Source organism: Arthrobacter sp. Sr24 (assembly GCF_054511175.1).
This window is the reverse complement of record NZ_JBTNDB010000020.1, coordinates 1-23,218: the sequence shown is the minus strand read 5'-3', so window position 1 is coordinate 23,218 and position 23,218 is coordinate 1. Positions and strand designations below refer to the sequence as shown.

At 59.4% G+C, this 23,218-nt stretch carries 22 protein-coding genes; 11 read left to right on the top strand and 11 right to left on the bottom strand.

Annotation, left to right across the window (positions count from 1 at the left end; all coding sequences use genetic code 11):
- Window positions 1-135 precede the first annotated feature (135 nt).
- The 3 genes from ACX80D_RS13020 (at window position 136) to ACX80D_RS13010 (ending at window position 6,057) form a co-directional block, all read left to right on the top strand.
- On the top strand, window positions 136-657 hold the full coding sequence (locus tag ACX80D_RS13020; protein WP_459323150.1) for a WhiB family transcriptional regulator: 522 nt from the start codon (window positions 136-138) through the stop codon (window positions 655-657).
- Between the two features lie 77 nt (window positions 658-734).
- Window positions 735-4,172 (top strand): glycosyltransferase family 2 protein, encoded by a 3,438-nt coding sequence (locus tag ACX80D_RS13015; protein ID WP_459323148.1) that lies wholly within the window; start codon window positions 735-737, stop codon window positions 4,170-4,172.
- Window positions 4,165-6,057 carry a DUF5719 family protein gene (locus ACX80D_RS13010; RefSeq protein WP_459323147.1) on the top strand — a complete coding sequence of 631 codons (1,893 nt, stop codon included), beginning with the start codon at window positions 4,165-4,167 and terminating at the stop codon, window positions 6,055-6,057. The genes ACX80D_RS13015 and ACX80D_RS13010 overlap by 8 nt, the downstream gene beginning before the upstream one ends.
- Window positions 6,058-6,152: 95 nt before the next feature.
- Here ACX80D_RS13010 and ACX80D_RS13005 read toward each other — a convergent pair whose 3' ends face one another.
- Entirely contained in the window at window positions 6,153-6,761 is a 609-nt protein-coding gene (locus ACX80D_RS13005) for a metallopeptidase family protein (RefSeq protein ID WP_459323145.1), read from the bottom strand.
- Between the two features lie 64 nt (window positions 6,762-6,825).
- Here ACX80D_RS13005 and ACX80D_RS13000 point away from each other — a divergent pair, with 64 nt between their 5' ends.
- From ACX80D_RS13000 to ACX80D_RS12980, 5 genes are all read left to right on the top strand, one after another.
- A complete protein-coding gene (locus ACX80D_RS13000; RefSeq protein WP_459323143.1) occupies window positions 6,826-7,233 on the top strand; it encodes a DUF3499 domain-containing protein in 408 nt (135 codons plus the stop codon).
- Window positions 7,234-7,281: 48 nt separating this feature from the next.
- Entirely contained in the window at window positions 7,282-7,461 is a 180-nt protein-coding gene (locus ACX80D_RS12995) for a Trm112 family protein (protein WP_459323141.1), read from the top strand.
- Window positions 7,462-7,515: 54 nt separating this feature from the next.
- A complete protein-coding gene (locus ACX80D_RS12990) occupies window positions 7,516-8,373 on the top strand; it encodes an MBL fold metallo-hydrolase (protein WP_459323140.1) in 858 nt (285 codons plus the stop codon).
- A 172-nt stretch (window positions 8,374-8,545) separates the two neighbouring features.
- On the top strand, window positions 8,546-9,781 hold the full coding sequence (locus ACX80D_RS12985; protein ID WP_459323138.1) for a L,D-transpeptidase: 1,236 nt from the start codon (window positions 8,546-8,548) through the stop codon (window positions 9,779-9,781).
- A 39-nt stretch (window positions 9,782-9,820) separates the two neighbouring features.
- Window positions 9,821-10,324 carry a prepilin peptidase gene (locus ACX80D_RS12980; RefSeq protein WP_459323136.1) on the top strand — a complete coding sequence of 168 codons (504 nt, stop codon included), beginning with the start codon at window positions 9,821-9,823 and terminating at the stop codon, window positions 10,322-10,324.
- Between the two features lie 4 nt (window positions 10,325-10,328).
- Here the strand turns inward: ACX80D_RS12980 and ACX80D_RS12975 are convergent, their stop codons facing one another.
- The 9 genes from ACX80D_RS12975 to ACX80D_RS12935 form a co-directional block, all read right to left on the bottom strand.
- Window positions 10,329-11,231 (bottom strand): type II secretion system F family protein, encoded by a 903-nt coding sequence (locus ACX80D_RS12975; protein ID WP_459323135.1) that lies wholly within the window; start codon window positions 11,229-11,231, stop codon window positions 10,329-10,331.
- A gap of 14 nt (window positions 11,232-11,245) precedes the next feature.
- Entirely contained in the window at window positions 11,246-12,178 is a 933-nt protein-coding gene (locus ACX80D_RS12970) for a type II secretion system F family protein (RefSeq protein ID WP_459323134.1), read from the bottom strand.
- 2 nt (window positions 12,179-12,180) lie between these two features.
- On the bottom strand, window positions 12,181-13,605 hold the full coding sequence (locus ACX80D_RS12965) for a CpaF family protein (RefSeq protein WP_459323132.1): 1,425 nt from the start codon (window positions 13,603-13,605) through the stop codon (window positions 12,181-12,183).
- Window positions 13,602-14,801, bottom strand: coding sequence for an AAA family ATPase (locus ACX80D_RS12960; protein WP_459323130.1), 1,200 nt, complete (start codon window positions 14,799-14,801; stop codon window positions 13,602-13,604). Before ACX80D_RS12960 ends, ACX80D_RS12965 begins: the two co-directional genes overlap by 4 nt.
- On the bottom strand, window positions 14,798-15,538 hold the full coding sequence (gene cpaB, locus ACX80D_RS12955; RefSeq protein ID WP_459323127.1) for a Flp pilus assembly protein CpaB: 741 nt from the start codon (window positions 15,536-15,538) through the stop codon (window positions 14,798-14,800). The genes ACX80D_RS12960 and cpaB overlap by 4 nt, the downstream gene beginning before the upstream one ends.
- A 17-nt stretch (window positions 15,539-15,555) precedes the next feature.
- Complete coding sequence (locus tag ACX80D_RS12950) at window positions 15,556-16,617, bottom strand: pilus assembly protein TadG-related protein (RefSeq protein WP_459323125.1); 1,062 nt, start codon at window positions 16,615-16,617, stop codon at window positions 15,556-15,558.
- On the bottom strand, window positions 16,605-17,018 hold the full coding sequence (locus ACX80D_RS12945) for a TadE/TadG family type IV pilus assembly protein (protein ID WP_459323123.1): 414 nt from the start codon (window positions 17,016-17,018) through the stop codon (window positions 16,605-16,607). The genes ACX80D_RS12950 and ACX80D_RS12945 overlap by 13 nt, the downstream gene beginning before the upstream one ends.
- Window positions 17,019-17,102: 84 nt before the next feature.
- The gene (locus ACX80D_RS12940; protein ID WP_459323122.1) at window positions 17,103-17,300 is read right to left on the bottom strand and encodes a Flp family type IVb pilin; all 198 of its coding nucleotides are present in this window, start codon (window positions 17,298-17,300) and stop codon (window positions 17,103-17,105) included.
- Between the two features lie 485 nt (window positions 17,301-17,785).
- The gene (locus ACX80D_RS12935; RefSeq protein ID WP_459323120.1) at window positions 17,786-18,589 is read right to left on the bottom strand and encodes an RDD family protein; all 804 of its coding nucleotides are present in this window, start codon (window positions 18,587-18,589) and stop codon (window positions 17,786-17,788) included.
- A gap of 50 nt (window positions 18,590-18,639) precedes the next feature.
- Here ACX80D_RS12935 and ACX80D_RS12930 point away from each other — a divergent pair, with 50 nt between their 5' ends.
- The 3 genes from ACX80D_RS12930 to ACX80D_RS12920 all read left to right on the top strand — a co-directional run bounded on the left by ACX80D_RS12930 (window position 18,640) and on the right by ACX80D_RS12920 (window position 21,911).
- Window positions 18,640-19,632: a stage II sporulation protein M gene (locus tag ACX80D_RS12930; protein WP_459323119.1), complete on the top strand. Its 993-nt coding sequence runs from the start codon at window positions 18,640-18,642 to the stop codon at window positions 19,630-19,632.
- Between the two features lie 97 nt (window positions 19,633-19,729).
- Complete coding sequence (locus ACX80D_RS12925; protein WP_459323117.1) at window positions 19,730-20,689, top strand: SGNH/GDSL hydrolase family protein; 960 nt, start codon at window positions 19,730-19,732, stop codon at window positions 20,687-20,689.
- 73 nt (window positions 20,690-20,762) lie between these two features.
- Window positions 20,763-21,911 (top strand): TIGR01906 family membrane protein, encoded by a 1,149-nt coding sequence (locus ACX80D_RS12920; RefSeq protein ID WP_459323115.1) that lies wholly within the window; start codon window positions 20,763-20,765, stop codon window positions 21,909-21,911.
- 10 nt (window positions 21,912-21,921) lie between these two features.
- Here the strand turns inward: ACX80D_RS12920 and ACX80D_RS12915 are convergent, their stop codons facing one another.
- Window positions 21,922-23,103 carry an NYN domain-containing protein gene (locus tag ACX80D_RS12915; protein ID WP_459323113.1) on the bottom strand — a complete coding sequence of 394 codons (1,182 nt, stop codon included), beginning with the start codon at window positions 23,101-23,103 and terminating at the stop codon, window positions 21,922-21,924.
- Window positions 23,104-23,218 lie beyond the last annotated feature (115 nt).

The following is a 23,218-nucleotide window of genomic DNA, read 5'->3' as shown; positions in this document are numbered from 1 at the left end:
GCCCGCTTGACGTGAGGGACTTACATGGATGTAATTAGACGCACGAACCGCTCATAAAGGCACTGCATTGCGCACATCGTGCGTAACCGCAATTTTTTCTTCGCAGTGCCTGCGGCAACATTCAGGAGGACGATTATGGGGCAAGCGCAGCTGAGTGTGGAGAAATTTCTCGGCGATACAACTGAGGCCCAGGCCGCTTCCGTTTACCGTTCACGGGGTGTTCCCACCGACTGGTACGTAGACCCGGCTGACCCGGAGGCCGCCGCTTTCCACGAACGGGAAAATCGTCAAGTCCTCGAGGACGCGGCAACAGCTTTTTTAACCTCCCGTGAGGATGATGAGCCTGTCACGGCCCATCCCACAGAGGTCAGTGGAGTAGACAATGACCCGATTTGGATCGGCCTTTTGGGTCAGCGTGATGATTTCAGTGATGAAGGTGAACTAGGCTGGCAGACTGATGCATTGTGCGCACAGACCGATCCGGAGGCGTTCTTCCCTGAAAAGGGTGGTTCTACCCGGGACGCGAAGAAGGTGTGCGGCGCGTGCAATGTCAAAGCACAGTGCCTTGAATATGCTTTGGCCAATGATGAACGGTTTGGAATCTGGGGCGGCCTGTCGGAGCGTGAGCGCCGGCGGCTGCGGAAGCGAGCGGTCTAATTCTTGAAGCAGTAAAAGTCACGGCCGTTCTGGTTGCCCACAACGGCGGTGCCTATCTCCCCACAGTCCTGGCCGCAGTGGCCGCACAGACGCGTCCGGCACATCACGTGTTGGGCGCAGACGTCGCCTCCAGCGATAACTCGGGGGAGTTACTGCGCAAGGATCTCGGCGAACGCCATGTGATCTCGCTGGAAGCTCGCACCAGCTACGGTACGGCCGTCAACGCAGTCCTGGAACATCAAAAACGACTTCGGAACGGTGCCATCGTGCCGTTGAAGTCAGCTGCGGCGCCCAGCTCGGCAGCTGCGGCAGAACCCCGCACCGGTGAGCATCCCGGCGGACATCCCGGTGAGCAAAGCTCAACAGAGAATGACCATGCTGGCGCGGTGAGAGTCCTCGACGACGAGCGGCCCACCACCGCAGAAACCACCACAGAAACCACCACCTCCAGTTCCAACGAGTGGATTTGGCTCCTCCAAGACGACGCAGCTCCGGCACCGGATGCCTTGCAGCTACTCCTTGAAGCCACTGAACGCGCCACCACCGCCACGGTGGTTGGTTGCAAGCAGCTGGACTGGGATAACCACCGGCGCTTGGTGGATGTTGGTCTGGAAACCAATAGGTACTTCGATCGCTTTGCCCTGGTGGGTCTGGACGAGCAAGACCAAGGCCAGTACGACCACTTCACCGATAAGTTCGCCGTCAACACGGCTGGCATGCTGGTGCGCCGCGACGTCTTTGAAAAACTAGGCGGCTTTGACCCGGCACTTCTTGGACCCGGCGACGATCTCGATTTCTGTGCCCGCGTCCGCATGGCCGGTGACCGAGTCTTGGTTGTTCCTGCCGCCCATATGTTTCACGTGGTGCACCGACCCAACGGCATGGGCTCGGCCGTGGCTGCCCGCAAGGCCAGTATTTTCCTCCGCCTCAAGCACGCTCCGGCTTGGACTATTCCGCTGGTGACGGTTGGAACCTTCCTCTCTGCCATTTATTGGCTCATGGCCGGTTTTCTCCTGAAGGCCCCAGGACATGCGGTTCGCATGTTCCTCGCCACCTGCGCCGGTCTCATGCGGCCTCTGGCCCTGCGCCGGAGCAGGGCAGCGATGGCTGCCACCCGCACCCAGCGCCGTACCGTCAACAGGGCACTTCGGGTACGAAAAGACACCCAACGCGAACATTTGAAGCTACTGCGCGAGGCCGTGGGCCCTGATGACAGTGTTCCGGAAGAAATCCTGCACGGGCCCTCCATCTTGGAACCCACCGGTGAGGCTCACAGCGAAAGCGTGGCTCCGCTGGCGCTCAGCAAGACTTCACCGATCGTCAGCGCCCTTGCCTTGGTCGCCGTTCTGGCTGTCCTTTCCTTGGTGGCGTTATCGCGTTTCATCGGTGTGCCGGCCCTCATAGGTGGAGCGCTCCTCCCGGTTTCCAGCGAAATCGGTACGGTGTGGCAGCACGCCACCGACTGGTGGGTCTCGCTCGGCTCCGGCCTGCCCGGCCGCGGCAACCCCTTCAACTTTGTGCTCGTTTTGCTCAGCACGCTGGGCGGCAACGGCTCCGTCACGCTCCTGTGGCTGGTGTTGCTGGCCTTGCCGCTGTCCGGCTTTACCGCCTGGCTGGCCGCCGGAGCATTGACGATGCGCCGCTGGCCGCGCATCGTGGCCGGTTTCGCTTGGGCCGGTGCCCCGATGCTGTTGCTCGCGATGGGCCAAGGACGCGTGGGCGCTCTGCTGGCTCACGTCCTGATTCCGCTGGTGATGCTCGGTTTGATCCGTGCCGTGGGCGGGGCCACCAGCCCCGAAAACGTGCCGGGCGCCGTCAAAGGTGTCAGTGGCCCCGCAGCCACCGCCACCGTGTCCAAGATGGGCCGGCCCGGCGTGGCTGGCACCCCTTCCTGGACGGCTGCCGCCGCTGCCGGACTGGCCTTGGCCGTGGTGACAGCAGCCTCGCCACTCCTTTTTGTCGTGGCCGTGGTGGGCGTGCTCCTCACCGCACTGATGCTGGGGCGCCGGGGCAAGACCATTTGGTGGTCCCTACTCCCGTCAGCAGCGGTCTTCCTGCCCGTAGTCTGGTCCGCGTGGGAAAATCCGCGGGCTCTTTTGGCCGATCCGGGAATTCCGGTAGCCTCCATCCAGGCGCCGTTGTGGCAGCAGCTTCTCGGCTTCCCGGCGCAGCTCACCGCGAGTGAGGGCTTGCTGGGCTTGGGCTCTCTTACTTCTGCTCCGTGGTGGACGTGGGTTGCCGCAGGCATCATTGGTGCTCCCGTGGTGGCCGCGGCCGTGGTTGCCCTGTTGCTCCCGCTGCGCCGCGCCGCCACCGTGCGCACCCTGTGGGGTGTGGCCCTGTTGGCGCTGGCGGTGTCTTACGGCTCGAAGTTTATTGCCGTGGCGTTCGACGGCGGGACCTTGGTGACCGCTTTCAACGGACCTGCCGTTTCCCTTGCGTTTTTTGCCCTGCTTGGGGCAGCCCTCGTGGGCTTTGATGCCGCTCATCGACACGCCTACGATCCAGCCCACAAGGCAGGGGAGAGGCACAGGACTGCGAGAGGGACCGCCGTCGTACTTTCAGTGGTTTTGGTGGCAGCACCACTGATAAGTCTGGGGACGTGGACCGTGCAGCAGTTCTCGCAGGATCGGACCGCGGCGTCGCTGAGTGGGCCGTTCATGGTGCAGGCGGCCACGGCCGGGACCATTCCGGCCACGGCTGCCGATCGCGGCACGGGCCCGGAAGCCAGCCGCACCATTGTGCTGTCCGTTATGCCTGAGGGTGGCATTGATGCGGCGCTCATGCAGGGCGCAGGCACCACACTGGATTCACTCTCTGGGATTTTTTCCGCAACACGTATTACCGGCCCTCCGGGTCAGGAAACGGTGCTGCCCAGCGATGCCGCAACGGCAGAACTTGAGCAGGCTATCGCTTCGCTAGTCTCGAATGCGGGACTGGATCCGCGCGCTCAGCTCACCGATCTGGGTGTGGGCTTTGTGGTACTGCGGCCAGGGGATTCGGCCGCTGAACTGTTGGCCAGTCAGCTTGAGGGAGTGCCCGGGCTAAATAGTGTGGGACCCACCGAATCCGGTTGGTTGTGGCGCGTACAACCCACCTATGCGACCGCGGGTGAGACCGATGTGGTCAACCGTGTCCGTTTGGTGGATGCGGCCGGCAAGGCGCTGGCTCCGGTGGGGTCGGACGGGCTCGATGTCAAGACCGAGATTGCTGCCGGTGAATCTGGCCGCAAGGTGGTGCTGGCCGAGCGGTCCGATCCGGGCTGGCAGGCTTGGTTCGATGGCAAGGCCCTCGCAGCTGTAGATTCGGGCTGGGCCCAAGGATTTGAGGTGCCAGAAGCTGCCGGGACACTGGAAATTCGATTCGTTCAGCCGATGAATGCGCTGTTCATTATTGTGCAGTTGGTCTTGTTTGGTTTGACCATCTTGCTGGCTATTCCTGTTCGGGCCCGTCGCGGCCGCACCGGTGCATACCGGGATGAAGCATCGTTGCAAAGGGTTGGTAGAGGTGCCTGAGAACAAGGACAACAACAGCGAAAACGTGCCGGCGGAGAATCTCGCGGCTGATTCTGGAGCTGATTCAGGAGCGAGCGCAGCTGAGAAGAAGGCTGCGGAGCTGGAGTCGGCGGACGCGAAGATTGCCGACACCAAGCCCGCTGACGCGAAGCCCGTCGCAACTGAGCCCGTCGCCGCGCTGGAAAAGGTCAGCACTCGGCGCCAAAAAACAGGCCGATCCGAGAAAACTGCACGAGCTGAAGAAAAGACTCGGCCCGAGAAAAAATCCCGAACCGAAAAGGACAACCGGCGTGCAGTACGCCGCCGTTGGTCTGCCATTGTGGCTGGTGTTGCCACGGCAGCCGTTGCTGTTGCAGCCGTGGGCGCTGGCAGCTTATTTCCGGGTGTTGATGCCACAGCCGTGACCGAACCGGTTCCGCACGTGCTTCCGGTAGGCGAGACCATGGCGAACTGCCAAGGTCCTACGCAATTGCTGGCTGGTTCTGCTGCCGGAGCTGATCCCGAGTTTTCCGCCAACGCTTCCAGCACCAAAAGCACCCTGAACGCCATAGCGCTCAGCGGTACTGCAGGTGAATTGCCGGGTGCGCAGATCCAATCCCTAGACGGGAAGTTCTCCACGCTGCACACACTGTCCAAGGCGCAGGCAACGCCCGCGGCGACACCGTCAGCCACCCCAACAGCGTTGACCGGAGAGCCTCAGGCCCGGGCTCAAGTGCTGCGCGGAAAAAGCATGAACGCGCCGTCCACGCTGCGCCTTGAACCGTTGGGTGAGGCAAGCTCGGTAGGCAGCGGCTCCCTTGTGGTTGATGCCACCGACGGCGACCTTGCCGGACTAGCTGCCGCAACCTGCCAGACCCCAGCCAATGAATTGTGGTTGACGGGCGCCAGCACCTCGGTGGGCCGCACGGCCATTTTGATGGTGAGTAACTCCTCGCAAAGCCCGGCCACGGTCTCCCTGGACTTGTTTGGTTCTGATGGACCTGTCCAGGCCACGGGAAGCAAAGGCCTCGTAGTGGCCCCCGGCACCGTGAGGTCTGTAGTGCTGTCAGGTCTGGCTCCGGATCAGGAATTGCTCAGCGTCCAGGTCAAGAGCGTAGGCGGTCCTGTCAGTGCTGTGATTCAGCAGTCGATCCTGCGCGGGCTGACCCCCGGTGGCATTGATTACTTGGCACCGGTCCAGGCGCCGGCATCCGCGTTAGTTGTCCCTGGCGTGCAGGTTCGTGCCGCAGCTGATGCCGCTAAGATCACAGCCCAGAAAGATTACGCAGACGCCAATACGGTGCTTGCTGTCACGGTGCCCGGGATGAGCGACTCCGTTCTGGAGGTCAGGGCTTTCGGCGCTGACGGCCAGGTGGCTTTGCCCAACGGGGGAGTGTTCACCGCTGCTGCGGGCAAGGTCAGCACGCTCTCGCTTGCGGGGCTCCCTGCGGGCAGTTATTCGCTCGCGGTATCCGCGGACGCGCCGGTGGCGGCTGCCGTCCGGCTGTCCAACTTCACCAAGGAGGGCGTCGCCGTCGATCTCGCCTTGGCACCCTCCACGGACAGGCTGGGAGACACTCACGTGTTGACGCTGCCTGAAGGTGTGCAATCGCGTCTGGCGTTTGCTGCTGTTGAAGGCAGCGCTACCATCAAGCTGGTTCCCATCTCGGCCGGCGGCGTCTTGGGCGAAGGCAAAGATGTGGAACTGCGTGCTGGCACCTCAGTTACCGTAGACCCCGCCAAATTGTTGGGCTCCGGAACCGCGGCCGTGATGGTCTCTGCTTCGGGAGCGCCGGCTTTTGGTTCACAGCTGCTGTTGCAGGACGGCTCGGCAGGCATTGCTGTCTTGCCGCTTGCGCAGTCGATCACCGGAACCCAAGCAATCAACATCACCACCCGCTACTAAACGTCTGCCAGCTCGGATCCAGTTGACTCGCGGGTCGGTGCCGGGGCAAGGCTGGCGTCTGCAGCGGGGTCAGGCTGTGGAGACAGTGGCTGGATCTAGTGCCCGCGGTGACGCCCGAACATCGGGTCCACCGTGTCCGGGTCAATGTTCAGCAGTCCGGCCACTTGCTCCACCAGCACTTCGTGGACCAGTTCACGAACCTGTCCCGGGGTGTCGCACAGGGCCTCAATAGGATGCCGATAAATCGCAATGCAGGGTGGTTCCCCTGGGCTAGCATCCGTGGCTGCGCGAGCCGGGGTGTATTTGCCCAGAGGTGCTTGCGCCTTGGACGCGAGGAGTGATTCGAGTTGCGGGGGGACCTCGTCTACGAGGTATTCCACCGTGGCTAAGGCTTCGGGCCATAAGGTGCGCAGCCGGTCGGCGGAATCCACCACCAGATCATCAAATTTTTCGGCACGGGTCCTAGCACCGGGCAGTCCAGCGTCGAGCAAAGTGCCGCGCAAGCCCCTGCCGTGCCGGTCGCGCCGGCGTTGTGTGAAAGTACGGGCACGTGGAATCCGGGCACCTGGAATCCCGGGCTCTGAAGTTTCTGCTCCGGGATTTTCTGCCGCGTCAGCAAAACCCGCCGAATCAGCATCGGATTCGAGTGGATCCAGAGAGATCCGCAGGGACTGTTCGCCGTCATTTGCCTTGAACTGCATCATTTCACTCTAGGCCGCGGAACCGTCGAGGGGAAATATTGAGGCGGGGAGGGTAGTCTTGGGAATCGTGGGAACCCTTCGTCAATGCACCAGATCCGCCTGCCGAGAATCGGCCGTGGCTACTTTGACGTACGTTTATGCCGATTCAACGGCCGTCTTGGGCCCCTTGGCCACGTTTGCAGAGCCGCATTGTTACGACTTGTGCGCCAAACATTCCGCCCGGCTGACCGCGCCGCTGGGGTGGGAAGTGATCCATTTAGCCCGCTCAGACAAGCCGCCAGCTCCCGGACCGGATGATCTCCTCGCTCTGGCTGACGCTGTGCGTGAAGCCGCAAACGGTGGCAGTGAAGAAACCAGACCCGGCGCTGCCCCGTCGAGGCGCGAATTCCGCGGGAGCCTGGAACAGCCGGCAAATATGCCAGCAAATGCCAGCTCCACGGGCCGCCGCGGGCACCTGCGCATCCTGCGCGACTAGCGATAAGCGACTAGCGACCAGCGATTAGATCGAAGGAAACGGATCACCATGGTAAAGATTAACGAAGACTTGTTGGCAATCCTGCGCTGCCCGGTCACCAGATCGCCGCTGAAACAACTTGGCGAAGAACTGATCAGTTCCGCCAATGGCGAGGACGGGCAGCCGTTGCGCTACACGATCGATGAGGGCATTGCCCTCTTGCTGCGGCCCGAACAGATCACCGCCTAGGCAACTGCAGGCCGGCACGCCACCATCCAACAGGACCAGTAACCAGGGGTAGTCATGATTGCAGCGTGGGAAACCGTCGGGACGTTTGTGCGGCGCAGGCGGGCTGATAATCCCGGCCCCATGACGTTGGACGGGACTAACTCCTACGTTCTGGCCGCTCCGGGCGCCACCGGGGTAGTGGTGGTTGACCCCGGCCCGCTGCTCGAGGAGCACCTGAGCGAACTCGCCGCTGCCGGTGCCGTTGAACTAATCTTGATCACCCACCACCACGGCGACCACACCGACGGCAGTGCCCGCCTCCACGAACTCACGGGAGCACCCGTGCGCGCGGCGCTTCCGGAGTTCTGCCATGGCGCCACGGCCCTGTCCGACGGCGAACTCATCCAGGCGGGCGGCCTCACCATCGAGGTCCTCGCCACCCCCGGACATACTAGCGATTCCCTCTGCTTCGCAGCGGCCCGGGCCGCAACTCGCACCGAGAGCACCACCGAAAAAACCACCGAGAGCACCACCGAACAGCCTGCCGAACAAGTGATCCTCACCGGTGACACTATTCTGGGCAGCGGTAGTACCGTGATCTGCCACCCGGATGGCAGGCTGCGCGACTACTTGGAATCGTTAGCCCTGCTGCGCCACAGGGGAGATCAGAGTACCGGCAACATAAAGGTTCCAGCCCTGCCGGGGCACGGTCCGGTGCTGTCAGATATTGCCGCGGCAGCCAAAGCTTATGAAGATCACCGGGCGGGCCGGATCGCGGAGGTTCGCAACGCCGTCGAACGTCTAAAAGAGGACGGAACACAGGATCCAGACGCGGCACAGGTGGCGGGGATCGTCTACGGTGACATCCCCGAGAATCTGCAGGGTGCCGCCCAATTATCCGTCGCGGCGCAGCTGGCTTACCTGCGTAGTTGAGGCTCGCAATCGGATTGTTGCTTGACAGCGTGGGTCATAACAACCTCACAACATAGCTGAGACTAGGCCTGTTTTGGCCCTCGCACCGCTCGTCGTGGCGTAAAATTGGGTGTTGGTGTATTTTTCGCCACGACCAATGATTGTGGATATGTCCACCGAATGGGGAGTTTGCATGGCTGAGTTGGACGAGACCAAGAGAAGTCGCAAGGGCTTGCGGTTCGCCTTGATCTCACTGGTCGCTTTGGGTATGGCTGTCACGGGAGTCGGCTGCAGTGTATTGCCGAATAGCGCGGCGCCAGCCGCCAGCGAATCCGTTAAGGCCACCGCCGCGCCCTCAACGCCTCCTGCCATTCCCGCCACCACGGAATTCACCCCGGCTACTGGCACCGAAGCAGTCAACCCGGCCAACGAAATCGCCGCCGTGGTCACCAACGGAACCATTGCCAAAGCCGTGTTGGAAGAAAAAGCCACGGGGACACCGGTTGAGGGTGAACTGGTGGTCAGCGGCACGAAGTGGATTTCCAAGGCGCCCCTGAAGTTTGGTACCAACTACGTCTTCAGTGTCATCGCCGAGGACGCCGCCGGCAACAAAAACACCTCGCACAGTGCTTTCTCCACTGTTGCACCCTCGCATGAAGCCGACGCCTGGGTCTACCCGGCCGCCGATTCCACCGTGGGTGTTGGCCAGCCGCTCGAATTCAATTTCAGCGAGCCTGTAGTCAACAAGGAAGCCGTCGAGAAGGCCATCAAGGTCACCACCAGCACCGGTCAAGAAGGCGCCTTCCGCTGGTATTCAGACACCATGGTGCGATACCGCACCGCCGATTACTGGCCCGCCAACAGCGTCCTGAATGTGGACATGGCCCTCTTTGGTATGGATCTGGGCAACGGCATGATCTACAACGCCAACCGTAACTACAACGTCAACGTGGGCAACAAAGTCATCATGGAAGCCGACGCAGCCAACAAAACCGTGAGCATCCTCATCAATGACCAGGTGGCTAAGACCTTCCCCGCCTCCATGGGCGACGAGCGCTTCCCCTCGGCCTCCGGCTTCATGGTGATCACGGCAGACAAGCAGCGCTACGCCACCTTCAAGGCCTCGACCATTGGCCTGAAGCCGGGCGACCCCGGTGACTATGGAAGCGTCGATGTTGAGTACGCTACACGCCTCTCCAATAGCGGTATTTTCATCCACCAGGCCACCCCTGTCGCCATTCCTTACCTAGGGATCAAGAACCTTTCCCATGGTTGCATCGGGCTCTCCCATGAGGGTGCCGGCTGGGTGTTTGAGAACATGCGCCCCGGCGATCTTGTCCACACAGTAGGCACTCCCAATGACACCATTCACCCCACCGACGGCTACGGGGACTGGAACTTCGCGTTCGCTGACTACGCTTCGCGGTAACACTCTGCTTGGGAGGGGTCGGTCCCGTAGCATCAGCCTATGATCACTGTGCTGGCGGACCTCTGGGGCCATAATCCTGTTGCTTTTTGGTTGGTTCTGACAGCCGGACTGTATTACCTGGTGATGGCAACGCGGCTGACCATTATCGATATCAAGCACCAGCTGCTACCGAACCGTATTGTTTTTCCTTCAGCTGCCATTGCCGGTGTCCTGCTGCTGGCGGCCAGCTTGTTCATGCACGACGGCGGCACCGCCTTACGCACTATGCTCGGCGCTGTATCTATGTGGGCTTTGTACGTGGTGCTCAGGTTAGTCTCGCCGTCCAGCATGGGGTACGGCGATGTAAAGCTGGCTTTCGTTTTGGGTCTGTACCTTGGCTTCATCAGCTGGCAGGCACTCCTGTGGGGGACTGTGTTGGCCTTCATTCTCGGCGCGGTGTGGGGGCTGGCGCTTATCGTCACACGCAAAGGCACCGGCAAGACACAGATCCCGTTCGGGCCCTTTATGCTTGCCGGTGCGCTTGTTGCGATGGTGATGGGGTAGCTGTCTAGCCGCCGCCAAAGGCGCCGCCGGAGGAGAAGATGGGAATGATATTGATGACGGCCGGACCCATGATGATGATGAACAGGGTGGGGAAAATAAACAATAGCAGCGGGAACAGCACCAAGACGGGCAGTTTCATGGCCTTTTCCTCAGCACGTTGGCGCCGTTTGATGCGCAGCTGTTGGGCCTGAGTTCTGAGCACCTTGGCAATGCTGATGCCGTAGATTTCCGCTTGTACCACTGCCCTGACAAAGCTCTTCAGCTCCGGAACCGTGCTGCGGGCCGCCATAGCTTGGTATGAATCTTTGCGTGAGCGTCCCATTTGCATGTCCTGCAGGGTGCGCAGAAGCTCTTCAGCGACCGGGCCCTTCCCGTTGGCGGCAGCACGGGCCATGGCACTTTCAAATCCCAGCCCGGCCTCCACCGCAATGAGCATCTGGTCCAGCGTGTCTGGTAGTTCCAGCTGAATGAGTTTCTGCCGTTCTTGCCCTTTACTCAGAATCAAGAGATCGGGAATGAAATAGCAAAAGACTGTCATCGCCACCGCCAATATGAGCATAGGCATCCCAGGGCGGATGGCGAGGAACAACATGGTGATGGCGGCGGCCGCTAGTGCCAGCAGAGGCTTGCCGATGAGTAGCCGCGGGAGCGGCAAATTGGCAGGCCTACCGGCTCGGGCCAGAAGCTCATCAAGTTTGTTGATGTACGGGTCAGGGGTGATTCTTCGGGCAAAACTCAGCCAGCTCTTGTCCGAAAATGCAGCTGTTCCATGACCCAACTGGTCCGTGCGTCCAAGATTGTTGCGGATGGTCAGCAATGACTTTGAATCGATGCTGATGAAGGACCACACCATAAAACTAATGGGGAGGACGATGGCTGCTATCAGGATCCAGGGAAGTGCACTCATGATCTCGCTGCCTCTCAGAATTCTATCCGGATTATTTTTCGCATCCACAGCCCGCCAATAATTAGCATGACGGCTCCGGTTCCCAGTAAAACCCATCCAAGAAGGCTGGAGAATAAAACGCCCATGTACGTTGGGTTGACCACTGAGATGAGTAACCCGATAGCGAAGGGCAGACACATGAGGATAATCGCGGACAATTTACCTTCGGCACTGAGCGCCTGAACTTGGGACTTGATCTCACTGCGCTCCCAAATCGTTTCGCCGACATGGTCTAGAACCTCCGCCAAATCGCCTCCCACTTCACGGTTGATTTGGATGGCCTGACCGACCCAGGAGAAATCGTCACTTTTCATGCGAGAAGCAGTTTCCGTGAGGGCTGTATCCAAATCACGGCCGATTCGCACTTGGTTGACTACGCGAGCAAATTCCTCTGAGGAGGGTGACGCGGCTTCCTTGGCTGCGGCATCAATGGCGGCTAAAACACTGTGTCCAGCCCGGAGCCCGCCGGTGATGAGCATGAGGTTGTCACTGAGTTGTTGGTCAAACTTGGTACGTCGCCGATCAGCCAATATACCCAGAACAAGCCAGGCCAGCGTAGGCGCTATTACTAACAAGAGAAGGGACAGGGGTAAGCCACTCAAGAACAGTCCCAACAAACCCATGATGAGGGTGGCAGACAGGACAAGAAACAAGTAGCTCGAAGGTGGCATGCGCACCCCGGCGTCTTCAAGCCGACTGCGGCTATAGGGGCCACCGCCAACAGACTTGCCCAACACCGCAACCGTGGAATCCGCTAAACCTGCGATGACGGATTTGTCTTTGTCACCGAAGGGGCGCCTTCGTGCCTCAGGAACTAGGGAAGTTCGTGGTTTCACCACGGTGAAGACGAACACCAGTAGCGCTGTAAAACACAGCATTACACCAGCCAGCGGGATCATGAGGTCCATGACTATTTCCTTCCGTCATGGGGTGTAGGTAGCCCAAAAATTTGGGCGGGGACGCTGATACCGATGTCGGCGAAGTGGTCAATAAACCGCGGCCGAACGCCGGTGGGTATGGGCCGGCCCAGGAACCGTCCCGTGCTGTCCACACCGGCAGAATAATCGAAGACAAAGGCATCCTGGAGAGTGACAATGTCTCCCTCCATACCCTGTACTTCAGTGATGTGAGTGATGCGTCTGGTCCCGTCCCGCAAGCGGCTCAAATGCACAATGACATTGATGGCAGAAGAAATCTGCTCCCGGATGGCACGCAGGGGTAGGTCCATACCCGCCATTAATACCAGTGTCTCCAAGCGGGCAATAGCGTCTCTTGGTGAATTGGCGTGAACTGTGGACAGCGAGCCGTCGTGACCGGTGTTCATGGCCTGGAGCATATCCAATGCCTCCCCGCCACGTACCTCACCAACCACAATGCGGTCAGGCCTCATGCGGAGGGTGTTGCGGAGGAGATCCCGGATGGAAACCTCGCCTCGGCCCTCAATGTTGGCCGGACGGCTTTCCAACCGGACCACATGCTGTTGCTGTAATTGCAGCTCCACCGCGTCCTCAATCGTGACAATTCGATCCTCACTTGGCAGGAACCCGGAGAGCACATTGAGTAGGGTGGTTTTGCCCGTTCCGGTTCCGACTGTGACCAGGATGTTCAGCCGGGCACGAACGCAGGCGTCCAAAAGAGTGGCCATATCCGGAGTCATAGTTCCGTAGCGTGCCAGATCCTCCACCGTTAGAGGAACTCTGCTGAACTTCCTAATGGTGAGGGACGGCCCGCTCACTGCCAGTGGCGGGATGATCGCGTTGACTCGGGAGCCGTCCTCCAGACGTGCGTCCACCATGGGGGAGGATTCGTCGATTCGTCGGCCCACCCGTGAAACGATCCGCTCAATAACACGGCGCAGATGATCCTCGGTGGCAAATCGGGATCCGGTCAACGTCAATTGACCGCCACGCTCAATGTAGATTTGATCAGGTTTATTGACCATGATTTCAGTAACAGTGTCATCATCCAAATAGCGTTGGAGCGGACCCAAGCCCAGGACATCGTCACCGATTTCACGGATCAGGCGCCGTCGTTCCTCAGGGCTGAGAGGGACTTGCTCTTCATCGATGACATGGCTGAGTTCCTCGCGAGCAGTTTTGCGCAGTTCCTCCTCAGAAATGTTCGGATCAGTGAGGCGGCCGCCCATGCGTTCAAACAAGGCTTCGCCAGCTCGCTGCTTGAGTGAGGCCAGCGCCGTTCCGATGCCACTATCCACAGCGTCGACCGCTGTGGTGGTAGAGGCCGGGGAGGACGGACTGTCCACAGCGGATGGTGCAGCGGCGGTCGCAACGTGAGGGATTCCACGAGCCACTTTCAATCGGTCCGTAAGATTCATGACATAACCACCCTTCGATGATGCTTCTTTTTCAACGAGGTGCCATGCTGAGGTTCGAAGCGTTCAATGAGCTTCTTCAAGTTCTTTGTCATGGCATTTCTGTTTCCCTCTTGGAGGAGGGGGACACCCTTATTCGTGGCAAAAGGAACCGAAGACGACAAGGGAAGTATGACGTCGATGGGCACCCGGAGGGTGGCTTCAATATCTTGGATATTCAGACCCGTGTGACGGCTGGTGAAGTTGAGCACCACGTGCCGGCCCTGTGGGACAAGGTTGAGTTCCTCAAGAACACTTAATCCTGTGCGAAGTCCCTTGATACTGGGGATATCCATTCCCAGTACCCACACTGCATCGCTGGCCTGATCCAGGGTGGCCAGTGCCAGTTCACCAAGCCCCGGTGCTGTGTCAATGACAACGTATTTGAACTCCGTGGAGAGTTGGGCGATGAGATGGCTGATGTGATCGGCGGTGACCAGATCTGCCTCCTGTGGATTGGTAGGAGCGCAGAGAGCATAGATTCCGCCATCGTGGACGGTCAGAAAGGCCTTCAACACCATGGCGTCGTGGGCTGCGGCTCCCGTTACGGCGTCAACGAGGGTGTGTTCCGGTTGCAGAGATAGCGCGGAGGCAACATCGCCGAATTGCACATCCAAGTCCACGATAACCACCCCCATGGGAGCAATCTTTCCCAATCCCATGGCCAAATTTGTGGCCACGGTGGTTTTGCCTACACCGCCTTTGGGAGACATCACGGCAATAACCCTGCCTGTCTCGTAGTCCGGATTTGTTGGGTTGCTCAGACCTCGCCGACGAGAGGCAGCCGCTAAACAGGCGCGCTCTAAAAGCTTGCGCAATTCAGCAGTGTCGGCGCCGGGGCTGACCACGTCCCGGATGCCTGACCTCATCGCCGTCAGCACCAACTCCGGGGTGGTCTCTGCGGCTAGAACAACACTAATTTCAGGAAATTGCAGGTCCAATACCGTGGCAAGTTTCAGTGCCTCGTCGTTTGAAATACCGGGACCAAGGATGATCACTTCCGGTGGTTCAGCAGGGTCTTGGTGGATGATGTCCTGAGGTGAGCCGTTGATGGCTGATTCGGGCAAACGCTGGATACTCCCGTGGAGCCCTCCCGCCACTGCTGCTCTAATGCGCTGTTCAAAACTGGTGTCAGTAGTGATGATGACGAAGCGGCTCATCTCAACACCTGATTCTTGTGCAGAGTATCCACAGGTGCCGTATCGGTCTCTGAGTTTTCTTTGGACAGGTATATGTGCCCGAACTCAATGCCATGGACAGTCTTGGTGGCGTCGGTTCCTGACTGAGCCAGTGTCACCACGAGAGCTGCATCCGGAGCTTGTGCCGTCTGTGCGTCATCGCCAGAGCCGGATGCAGGATCGCCGGTTCCGATCTTGGTGACCAGCACCTGGTGGAACTGCAGCTTGGTGGCTTGATTTTCCTCGGATCCGGGTTCAACTCCGGAGTTATAGGAGATGAATACGCCGACCGTGTCACCGGCCTTCAAATCGCCCCCCATGACACGCTCCGGGGGCAAAACTAGGCTGACCTCTGCCATGCCCTTGGGTACGTCCACCCGGTTGGGGTCTGCCAGCTCCTTCGGATCAACTAGCCGGGAAGCGAGTAGTTGTTCTCCCGGCACCAGATCGACGGATGTAACCTTGCCGGCAAAATCTCCAAGATTGGAAACAGCACCGGTGGAAACCGCCGTCTTCGGCAGCGACTGGCTCTGGACAAACTGTTCAAGCTCGGCAGCAGTGGTCCCTGCCTCAATGGGTTCTTGTATTACCAGAATGGAGACCGGGTCCATGCCGGCCTGGGCCCGGGCGTCGGAGCCACGGACATATGCGGAAAGAAGGACTGCGCCGACAATGGCTAAAACCAGTGCGACGACGCCCCCCAGCAGGCGTGTTTTCACTTTTTACTCCCTTGTAATTAGTTAGTTAGACGAGCAAAGCGCAAGCCCAGATCCTCTCCACCGAGATAGCTGCCTTCTTCGAGAGACACGTGTTTGATGAACTTGCCAATAATTCCTCTGCAGTCTCCGGTACAGCTGGTTCCAGCCGGTGCCGTGCTCGAGGTGTTGTGGAAGGAGGCGGGAAGCGAGTTATCTCCGCCGGAGAATTTCCAGCCAAGGACTTCGATGGCTGCAAACCCCCGAATGTGATAGCTGCCGTAGGCACCCGAGCCCTTGGGGCCTTTGGAGGCCTCGCTGTTATCAGGGTCACCGGCGTCATCGTAGACGGGAAGCAGAACTACTGCTTTGCCCCCGGAGTTGATGGCAGATGCCCAGTCCTGCATGAGCGAATCACAGTTCTTCGGCCCGCTGTTTCCTGGGCTGACGTCACCTTTACTCGTGTAGCCGGCTGCATTCAAGTTCAACGTGGCCTGACATTTTCCCGGGTCTTCTTGTAGCCAACCGAAATTGCCCGGGATGATCAGACCGGATACACCTCTTTCACACTCAAAACCGGGATTGGTTTTGTGTGACTGCATAAGCTGTGGTGCTCCGGATAGATCAAATTGGCAATTGGAGAACACCAGAGGGAATGCTGCTGCTGAACGCATCAGACTGCCCCAAGAAGCTGTTGCACTAGCCCCAACATCTGTTTCTTCAACGCCCAGGAAGCTGGAAAAAATCGATTGAACGGCATCGCCGTCGGCTTTGTTGACGTGGACCGTCACGCTATTTGCTGATGGCCCAACGACAGTAGCGGTTTGTGCCGCGTCACCGTTGGAGTTGAGCAGTCCAAAGCTTGACGCAACGCCACCTGGATTAGCAGGACATGAACCCTTGGCACACGTCTGTGCAATAGCCAAAGCTGCGGCGTCAGCACCATTTTGCAGTTCGGCGCGTTTTGCGTATAAGAGGCCAACGTCAACGGCGATGGCTGCAAACCCCAAGAGCACTACCAGGAGCAGTGCCGTAGCTATGGCCGTGGCGCCGTGTTGGCGCTGCTGCTGACGGCCTCGAAGCCGGTTGATTAACCGCCACATAGCATGGCCGCCTCACCGGTAATTTGTGGCGCCGTGACCGCGCCCAGAGGAGAGCCAATGTTAAAGAAACCAGTCAACCATCCTCGGGGTGGTTGAACAACTGCGGTCACAGTTCCGCCGCTGGCACAATCACCATCTGAGACGGAGATAACGATGGACGTTCCAACGGGAAGAGACGGCGCAGCGCCTAGGCCGGCACCTCTTGCTGAGGGCAGGAATCCGGGGTCTTGGTAGTGAACTGCTGCGTACCTGGCACCTTCGCGTGCGGCGTTGCTGGCCGAAATTTGTTGGTTGAAGAGAAAGCCAAATTCCATGATTCCCAGCAGCACTCCCAGAAGAACTGGCAGAACCAGTGCAAACTCTACTGCTGCCGCTCCGCGATCATTATCTGCAGACTTCATGGCCACTCCTTAGAACTAGGAGAAAGGTGTTGTGGGGGCCCGGTCACCACCGTGGCCGCCACAACGAGCGAGTTTGACTGACTGCTAGAGTCTTCCCGAAACGGTCGTGAACAGAGCCGCGAGCTCGGTGCCGACTAGGGCGACTGCCGTGATGATGACTGCGGCGATGAGGGCCACCATGATGCCGTACTCAACGGCGGTAGCACCCTTGGATTCGTTGCTGCGGACGCGGTCGGCGCCGGCGATGAACATGGACTGCATGGTTACGAAGAGCTTCAACATTTCAAGTTCCTGCTTTCTGAAAAAGAAAATCAAGGTACCGAAGAACGGGAAGCGGATCAAAGGGTTCGGGCGAGAGACCTAAATGAGAGACTTGTATGGAAAACCATTGGGAGACCATTGAGAGACCTTGCGAGAGACCTTGCGAGAACTGCTGGTGAACTTCGGATGAAACCCCGGTGAAATCATTTCCCCCGGCTGAGAACAACTAAACCCTGTGCCGGCGGTTGGGTCTAGAGTGGTGAAATTCCACTTTTTCTGGGCCCGTTATTAACACTTAGAAATTGTTCATAATCCCTTGTATAAGCTGGCGGTAATCGCTCTCCTAAAAAGGGTAATTCAAGTGTTTTTTTGCTATCAATAATGGATTTTCGCATCGACTCTGACACAAGCCACGTGGGAGTACTTGGTTTTGAAGTGAGTACTGCGTTTTCGGCCCAAGTACGTTGTAACGGCCCACGTAATAGGCTTCAAAAACCAGTAGGTACTTAGCTGCCGCTCACACCGTGGCGCTGCAGCTGGCTACGCACGGAGGCTGCCCGGTTGGCGGCAACGCTGAGGCGAAGGTGTTCGCGGTCGCGCCGTTCGGCGATGAGAGCTGAGAGGAATACCGTCGGGTCTGTACCAGGCGCCGGCAGCGGGGCCACGTAGGCGCTCGCTTCGCCGGCCAGTTCAATAGCCATCGCGAAGCGGGAGTTCCCGGCCATGGCGGATCCTTGACGCAAAAACATGGAGATGCGGCGTGCCAGCGGATCGGGCAGTCGGCCAATGTCCACCAAGGTGGCCCACTGGCTCAATTCCGGAGCCACGGATACCTGCAGCGGTGTGGTCTTCGGGGCGCGGTCGCGAATTGCGTAAGTACCAGCCAACATGTCGCCGAGCCTTTTGGACTTGTCATTGAATAGCGAGACCAAACAGGCCACCGAACCCAGCGTCATGTAAATTTCCAACACAGCGAGCAATGCCCGGACCAGGGCGTGACGGAAACGGATGGAACCGCCGTCGTCCCTCACAATCCGCAGCCCCATGACCAGCTTGCCTAGAGACTTGCCGCGGCTGAGTGTCTCCACCGTGATGGGAACTATCACCAGCAATCCCACGGCCACGCTCAGCACAATGGCGCGCATGGCCGTCGGGTCCACGACCGAATCCAACGAGGCCAGCAGGAAGAACAGCCCAAGGGCAACCAACAGTGTGGCCAAGACATCGATGGCAGTGGCCAACGACCGTGCGGCGAAGGAGGCGGGGCGCAGCTCGAGGACAACGGCTTCGCCGGTGATGATTGCGGACATGAAAACAGTCTATCCACGCCCACACCCGCCGGGCCTATATGCTGGTTTGAATGGACATGGATGCCTTTACCTCGGTGCACCGCCCGCAATGGGAACGGCTCAATGAGCTTGCCCGGAAGCGGCGGCTGAACGGTCCCGAAGCAGACGAGCTCCTGCATTTGTATCAAAGTGTCTCCGGGCATTTGTCGCTGATCCGCTCCGTGACGGCCGAGAGCGCCCTGTCCGCATCGCTCTCAGCCATTCTGGCCACCGCCCGTACTCGCTTCACGGGAGCCCGGAGCAATATCTTCGTGGACATTGCCCGGTTCTTTGTCATCGCCCTGCCAGCGGCTTTTTATCGGGTGCGGTGGCTGACCCTCATCATTGGTGCCGTGTTTGTGGCCATCGCCGCCCTCTTCGCGCTGTGGGTGTCAGGGGATCCTGCTGTACAGGCGGCGCTGGGCACGGATGCCGAGCTGCAACAGCTGGTCAACCACGACTTCGTCAATTACTACTCGGAGAACCCGGCAGCCTCCTTTGCCGGCGCGGTCTGGACCAACAACGCATGGATCGCCGCCCAGTGCGTGGCCTTTGGGATCACGGGCGCCTTTGTGCCGTACCAAATCTTCATGAACGCTCAGAATGTGGGTATCACGGCCGGTGCCATGTTCGCTTATGGCAAGGGTGATGTGTTCTTCAGTTTCATCTTGCCGCACGGCCTCATGGAGCTGACCGCCATCTTCATCGCCGGTGCCGCTGGGCTGCGCATTTTCTGGGCGTGGGTGAGTCCGGGGCCCCGCACACGCCTGGATTCGCTGGCGCTCGAGGGCCGCTCCCTCATGACAGTGGCCGTGGGCCTGGTTCTGGTGCTGTTCGTCTCAGGCCTGGTCGAGGCTTATGTCACCCCGAGCCCGCTCCCCGTCTGGGCCAAGATCACGATCGGCTCACTGGTGCTGGCCGCGTACTGGGCCTACACCCTGATTTTGGGTGGCCGGGCAGTGCGTGCCGGTGAGCTCGGCGATCTAGACGCGGACGACGCCGGAGCCTCCATCCGCTCAGCGTGAGCCCCTCGCTGTTGTTCAGATCGTTACTCGCTGTCCTCTCTGCTGCGTGCGGGGCGCACTCTTCCCCTCACAGCTATCCGAGGTGCAGGATGGGGTCATGGGACTTGATGCTGAACCTCGGGACCTAGGAGGCGCGAACAAGGTGGCGCCTCCGCACCCTTGGCGTCGCTTTGTCGCGTTGGGGGATTCCTTCACGGAGGGCTTAGACGATCCTCAGCCCTACAGCCCCGGCGGCTACCGCGGTTGGGCTGACCGGGCGGCCGAAGACCTCAGTGTGGGCGTTCCCGACTTTGCTTACGCCAACTTGGCAATCAGAGGCCAACTGCTGCACGAGGTGGTGGAGACCCAGATCGGCCCGGCACTGGCCCTGCACCCGGATTTGGTCTCAATCCAGGCCGGTGGGAACGATCTATTACGCCCCGGAGCCGACCCGGACAAACTTGCCGAACACATGGAAGAGGCTGTGGTGCGCCTGCGCATGAGGGGTACAACAGTGCTGCTTTTTGCCGGACCGGATGCAGGCCGCTCTACGGTGATGGGGCAATTCCGGACAAAGATCGCCATCTTCAATGAGAATATGCGCAGCATCGCAGAACGCCACGACGCGATTGTTGCTGATTTGTGGGCCATGACTGAATTGCACGATTCCCGGATGTGGGGCCGTGACAGGTTGCACCCCTCCTCGCTGGGCCACCAGGCCATTGCCTCAATGGTGCTGGAAACACTCAATGTGCCGCACTCGTTGGAGCCACTGATGCCCACACCGCTTCTGGCGCTGAACTGGAGCGAGGCAAGGGTGGGCGACATTCTCTGGGCGCGAGACTACTTGGTGCCCTATATGTTGCGGGGCATCCGGCACCAATCCGCCACCGGAGGGTTCGGCGCCAAACGGCCACTACCAGCACCCCTGCAAGAAATGCCGTTAACCAGGCCACAACAGATCCTCGAGACTGCGGCGGTGCCGGAATTTGAGCCGGAACACGCGCAGGAAATCGTGACAGTATCAGGCATGGGGGCCGGCTCGGATGAAGATACCGACATGACCACTGATGGCTAGTACGGTGACAGTTTGGCAACATCCCGGGGTGGCACCGCCCAGGGGTGACTCCCGGCCGGTATCGTTTCGACTTGTGAGCGAGAACCGAAAGCCCCAAGACTCAGCAGCCCTCGATTCAACGGCCCCTGACGCGGCAGCGGACAGCCCTGCGCGGAACGCTTCCCTTCCGGACAATCCGGTTCAGCCGGAGGGTGCTGCTGCTCGCGCGGCTACGGCCGCGGCCGCGGAGAAAGCTCGTGCCCGGCGCGCGGCCGCACCGGCTGCAGCGCCGGTTGCCGAATCTGGAGTCTCAAAGATCAAAATGAAGGAAGCCGACGAGCCCATGCGCCCGGCGTCTCGCCTGCCGCAGCTCCCCACGGATGAGGAAATAGCTGCTGCCTTGGCCAAGAGTGTTTCAGAGGACGGAACCGAAACCGCGGGGGCAGCGGATGTCTCCGGGGAAGACAGCGCCGCTATGCGACCCTCTGTAGAAGAGTTGGCCAAGCGTCAGGCTGCTAGGGACAAAGCCGCCAACACCAAGCCGGTGCTGACCCGAGTGTTCCAAGTGTTGATCACGGTGTTCTATCCGATCGTCTTGCTGGTGCTGGCCATCAGGCTTGTCACCACCTCTACTTTTTTGTGGATTGAATACCACCGTCCCGGATTCCCCGCCGACAGCTTCGGTTTCACCACTGAGGACCGGGTCACCTACGGCTCCTACACGGTGGATTACCTGCTCAACTTTGCCCCCGCGCGCTATTTGGGAGATTTGGTCAATGACATTGGCAACCCCTTATTCCTGACCCGCGAAGTTGGGCACATGGCCGACGTCAAGACCGTCATCGTCATGGCGTTCTTGAGCGCTTTGGCCTTGGCCATCATTATGGTGATCGGCATGATTTACCTTTCGCGTCGCAGCTTTGGCGGCAACCGTCGGGCTCTCTTCGCCGGATCCATCTTCACGTTGGCCCTGATTATCGGGTTGGGAGTCTTTGCCGTGACTGGCTGGGAGCGGTTCTTCACGGAGTTCCACAAGATCTTCTTCGCCGATGGATCCTGGACCTTCTACACCGATGACACGCTTATCAGGCTGTTCCCCAGCCAATTCTGGATGGACTCCGGCATCTTCATTGGTGCGTTCGTTTTGGTGGTCTCATCACTGACGATGGCGTTTACTTGGCCCACAAAGGACCGACGGGAAGCAGTTGCAGCGGCCTCACGTCCAGGCCGTCGGGCAGCGTAGCCGCACCAACTCAGTCTCCTTCACTGGCAGCGATGAACTCTGTGTCCTCACAATGGAGCCACTTTGCCAATTCACGCTTGGCGGACTCGTTGACTTCGAGGCCAGCGAGCTCTGCACGCTGCAATACGGAAATGAATACTGCGCGAGAGATATCCGCTGCGTCAGGGGAGGGGTCCGCGTCTAAGTCGGTACCCCCACCAAGAATTGCATAAACGACGAATGTGAAGGTCCTGCGCGAGATCCCTCGGCCGGCCACAATGGCCTGGTCTCGTGACCATTTGGTTGATTCCGCCAAGTTGAAAAGGTGCAGGGCGGCATGATCCGCAAGTGTCTGATAAACGAACGGCCAATCGTTCGACGCTATCTTCGGCATTCCCGTGACTTTTGAGTAATGCATGACGGTTGCCGGGATGGAGGGTTGTTCTCTGGTCGGTACGGTCACAGGGACGCTGGGCGGTGAGACTGCTGGAGTTTTTCCTGCCGTGATGGCGGTGGGTGCCTCATGACGGGTTGAGTCCCACAGGTAGTGTTGGGAAAATTTGGCATTGGGCAGTTCTAGAACCTTGATCGCTCGAACGAAGGACTTTGCTCCAAACCATTGGCCATCCAGGGCGCCAATTCCTGGAGTGGCCCTGATTTCCGATCCCAGAAGAGATAGGCTGATCGGCGTTTTTGATCGTGAATATATTCGGCGTGCGGCTTTTTCGAAGTTCTGGTGCTGGCTCCCACCTGGCTCTTTTACTTTGGTCGCCTTCACTTCCGGGGATAGTTTTTCCGGATGTGGAGTGGCAGGAGTCTTAGCTGATTCAGTATTTTTTGGCGATTCGGATGCAATTAACGCGAATATATCTTTCTCATCGAGTAAGCGGTCCGCTAGTGATTCGTAGGCGGCCGAGGTTGCTACAGTCGCAATCACCGTCACCATGCGATCCTCAGCTCGCAACACTTGTAGCAGCGGGGTGAAATCGGCGTCGGCTGATGCGATGACGAACTCGTCGTATTTGACGTTTGATTTTAGAGCCGTCATTACGTCGATTGCGATGCGTATGTCGGCGCCATTCTTGGCCCCTCTAGTCACAGCAGGGCAGTCAACGACCTCGACCCCAGCTCGGGTAAAAAAGGGGCGAAAATTTGAAAAGAGCAGACGCTCTCCCTCTTTGTGAGGGTCGGCGATGGAGCCGGCCGGGTTCATATAGGGCTCTTCAGAATTCAGAGTGTAGTTTCGGTCTGAAGCCTCCGGATTCCAGCAACGATCTGGCGACGTAGTTGGTGAGATTCCGGAAGCCTAGGGCAGAGCCTCGGAGGTG

Coding starts and splice junctions, on each gene's coding strand:
- ACX80D_RS13020 (WP_459323150.1), top strand. CDS start 136: ATGGGGCAAGCGCAGCTGAGTGTGGAGAAATTTCTCGGCGATACAACT.
- ACX80D_RS13005 (WP_459323145.1), bottom strand. CDS start 6,761: ATGATGCAGTTCAAGGCAAATGACGGCGAACAGTCCCTGCGGATCTCT.
- ACX80D_RS12995 (WP_459323141.1), top strand. CDS start 7,282: ATGGTAAAGATTAACGAAGACTTGTTGGCAATCCTGCGCTGCCCGGTC.
- ACX80D_RS12990 (WP_459323140.1), top strand. CDS start 7,516: ATGATTGCAGCGTGGGAAACCGTCGGGACGTTTGTGCGGCGCAGGCGG.
- ACX80D_RS12985 (WP_459323138.1), top strand. CDS start 8,546: ATGGCTGAGTTGGACGAGACCAAGAGAAGTCGCAAGGGCTTGCGGTTC.
- ACX80D_RS12980 (WP_459323136.1), top strand. CDS start 9,821: ATGATCACTGTGCTGGCGGACCTCTGGGGCCATAATCCTGTTGCTTTT.
- ACX80D_RS12975 (WP_459323135.1), bottom strand. CDS start 11,231: ATGAGTGCACTTCCCTGGATCCTGATAGCAGCCATCGTCCTCCCCATT.
- ACX80D_RS12970 (WP_459323134.1), bottom strand. CDS start 12,178: ATGGACCTCATGATCCCGCTGGCTGGTGTAATGCTGTGTTTTACAGCG.
- ACX80D_RS12965 (WP_459323132.1), bottom strand. CDS start 13,605: ATGAATCTTACGGACCGATTGAAAGTGGCTCGTGGAATCCCTCACGTT.
- ACX80D_RS12960 (WP_459323130.1), bottom strand. CDS start 14,801: ATGAGCCGCTTCGTCATCATCACTACTGACACCAGTTTTGAACAGCGC.
- ACX80D_RS12950 (WP_459323125.1), bottom strand. CDS start 16,617: ATGTGGCGGTTAATCAACCGGCTTCGAGGCCGTCAGCAGCAGCGCCAA.
- ACX80D_RS12945 (WP_459323123.1), bottom strand. CDS start 17,018: ATGAAGTCTGCAGATAATGATCGCGGAGCGGCAGCAGTAGAGTTTGCA.
- ACX80D_RS12940 (WP_459323122.1), bottom strand. CDS start 17,300: ATGTTGAAGCTCTTCGTAACCATGCAGTCCATGTTCATCGCCGGCGCC.
- ACX80D_RS12935 (WP_459323120.1), bottom strand. CDS start 18,589: ATGTCCGCAATCATCACCGGCGAAGCCGTTGTCCTCGAGCTGCGCCCC.
- ACX80D_RS12930 (WP_459323119.1), top strand. CDS start 18,640: ATGGACATGGATGCCTTTACCTCGGTGCACCGCCCGCAATGGGAACGG.
- ACX80D_RS12925 (WP_459323117.1), top strand. CDS start 19,730: ATGGGACTTGATGCTGAACCTCGGGACCTAGGAGGCGCGAACAAGGTG.
- ACX80D_RS12915 (WP_459323113.1), bottom strand. CDS start 23,103: ATGAACCCGGCCGGCTCCATCGCCGACCCTCACAAAGAGGGAGAGCGT.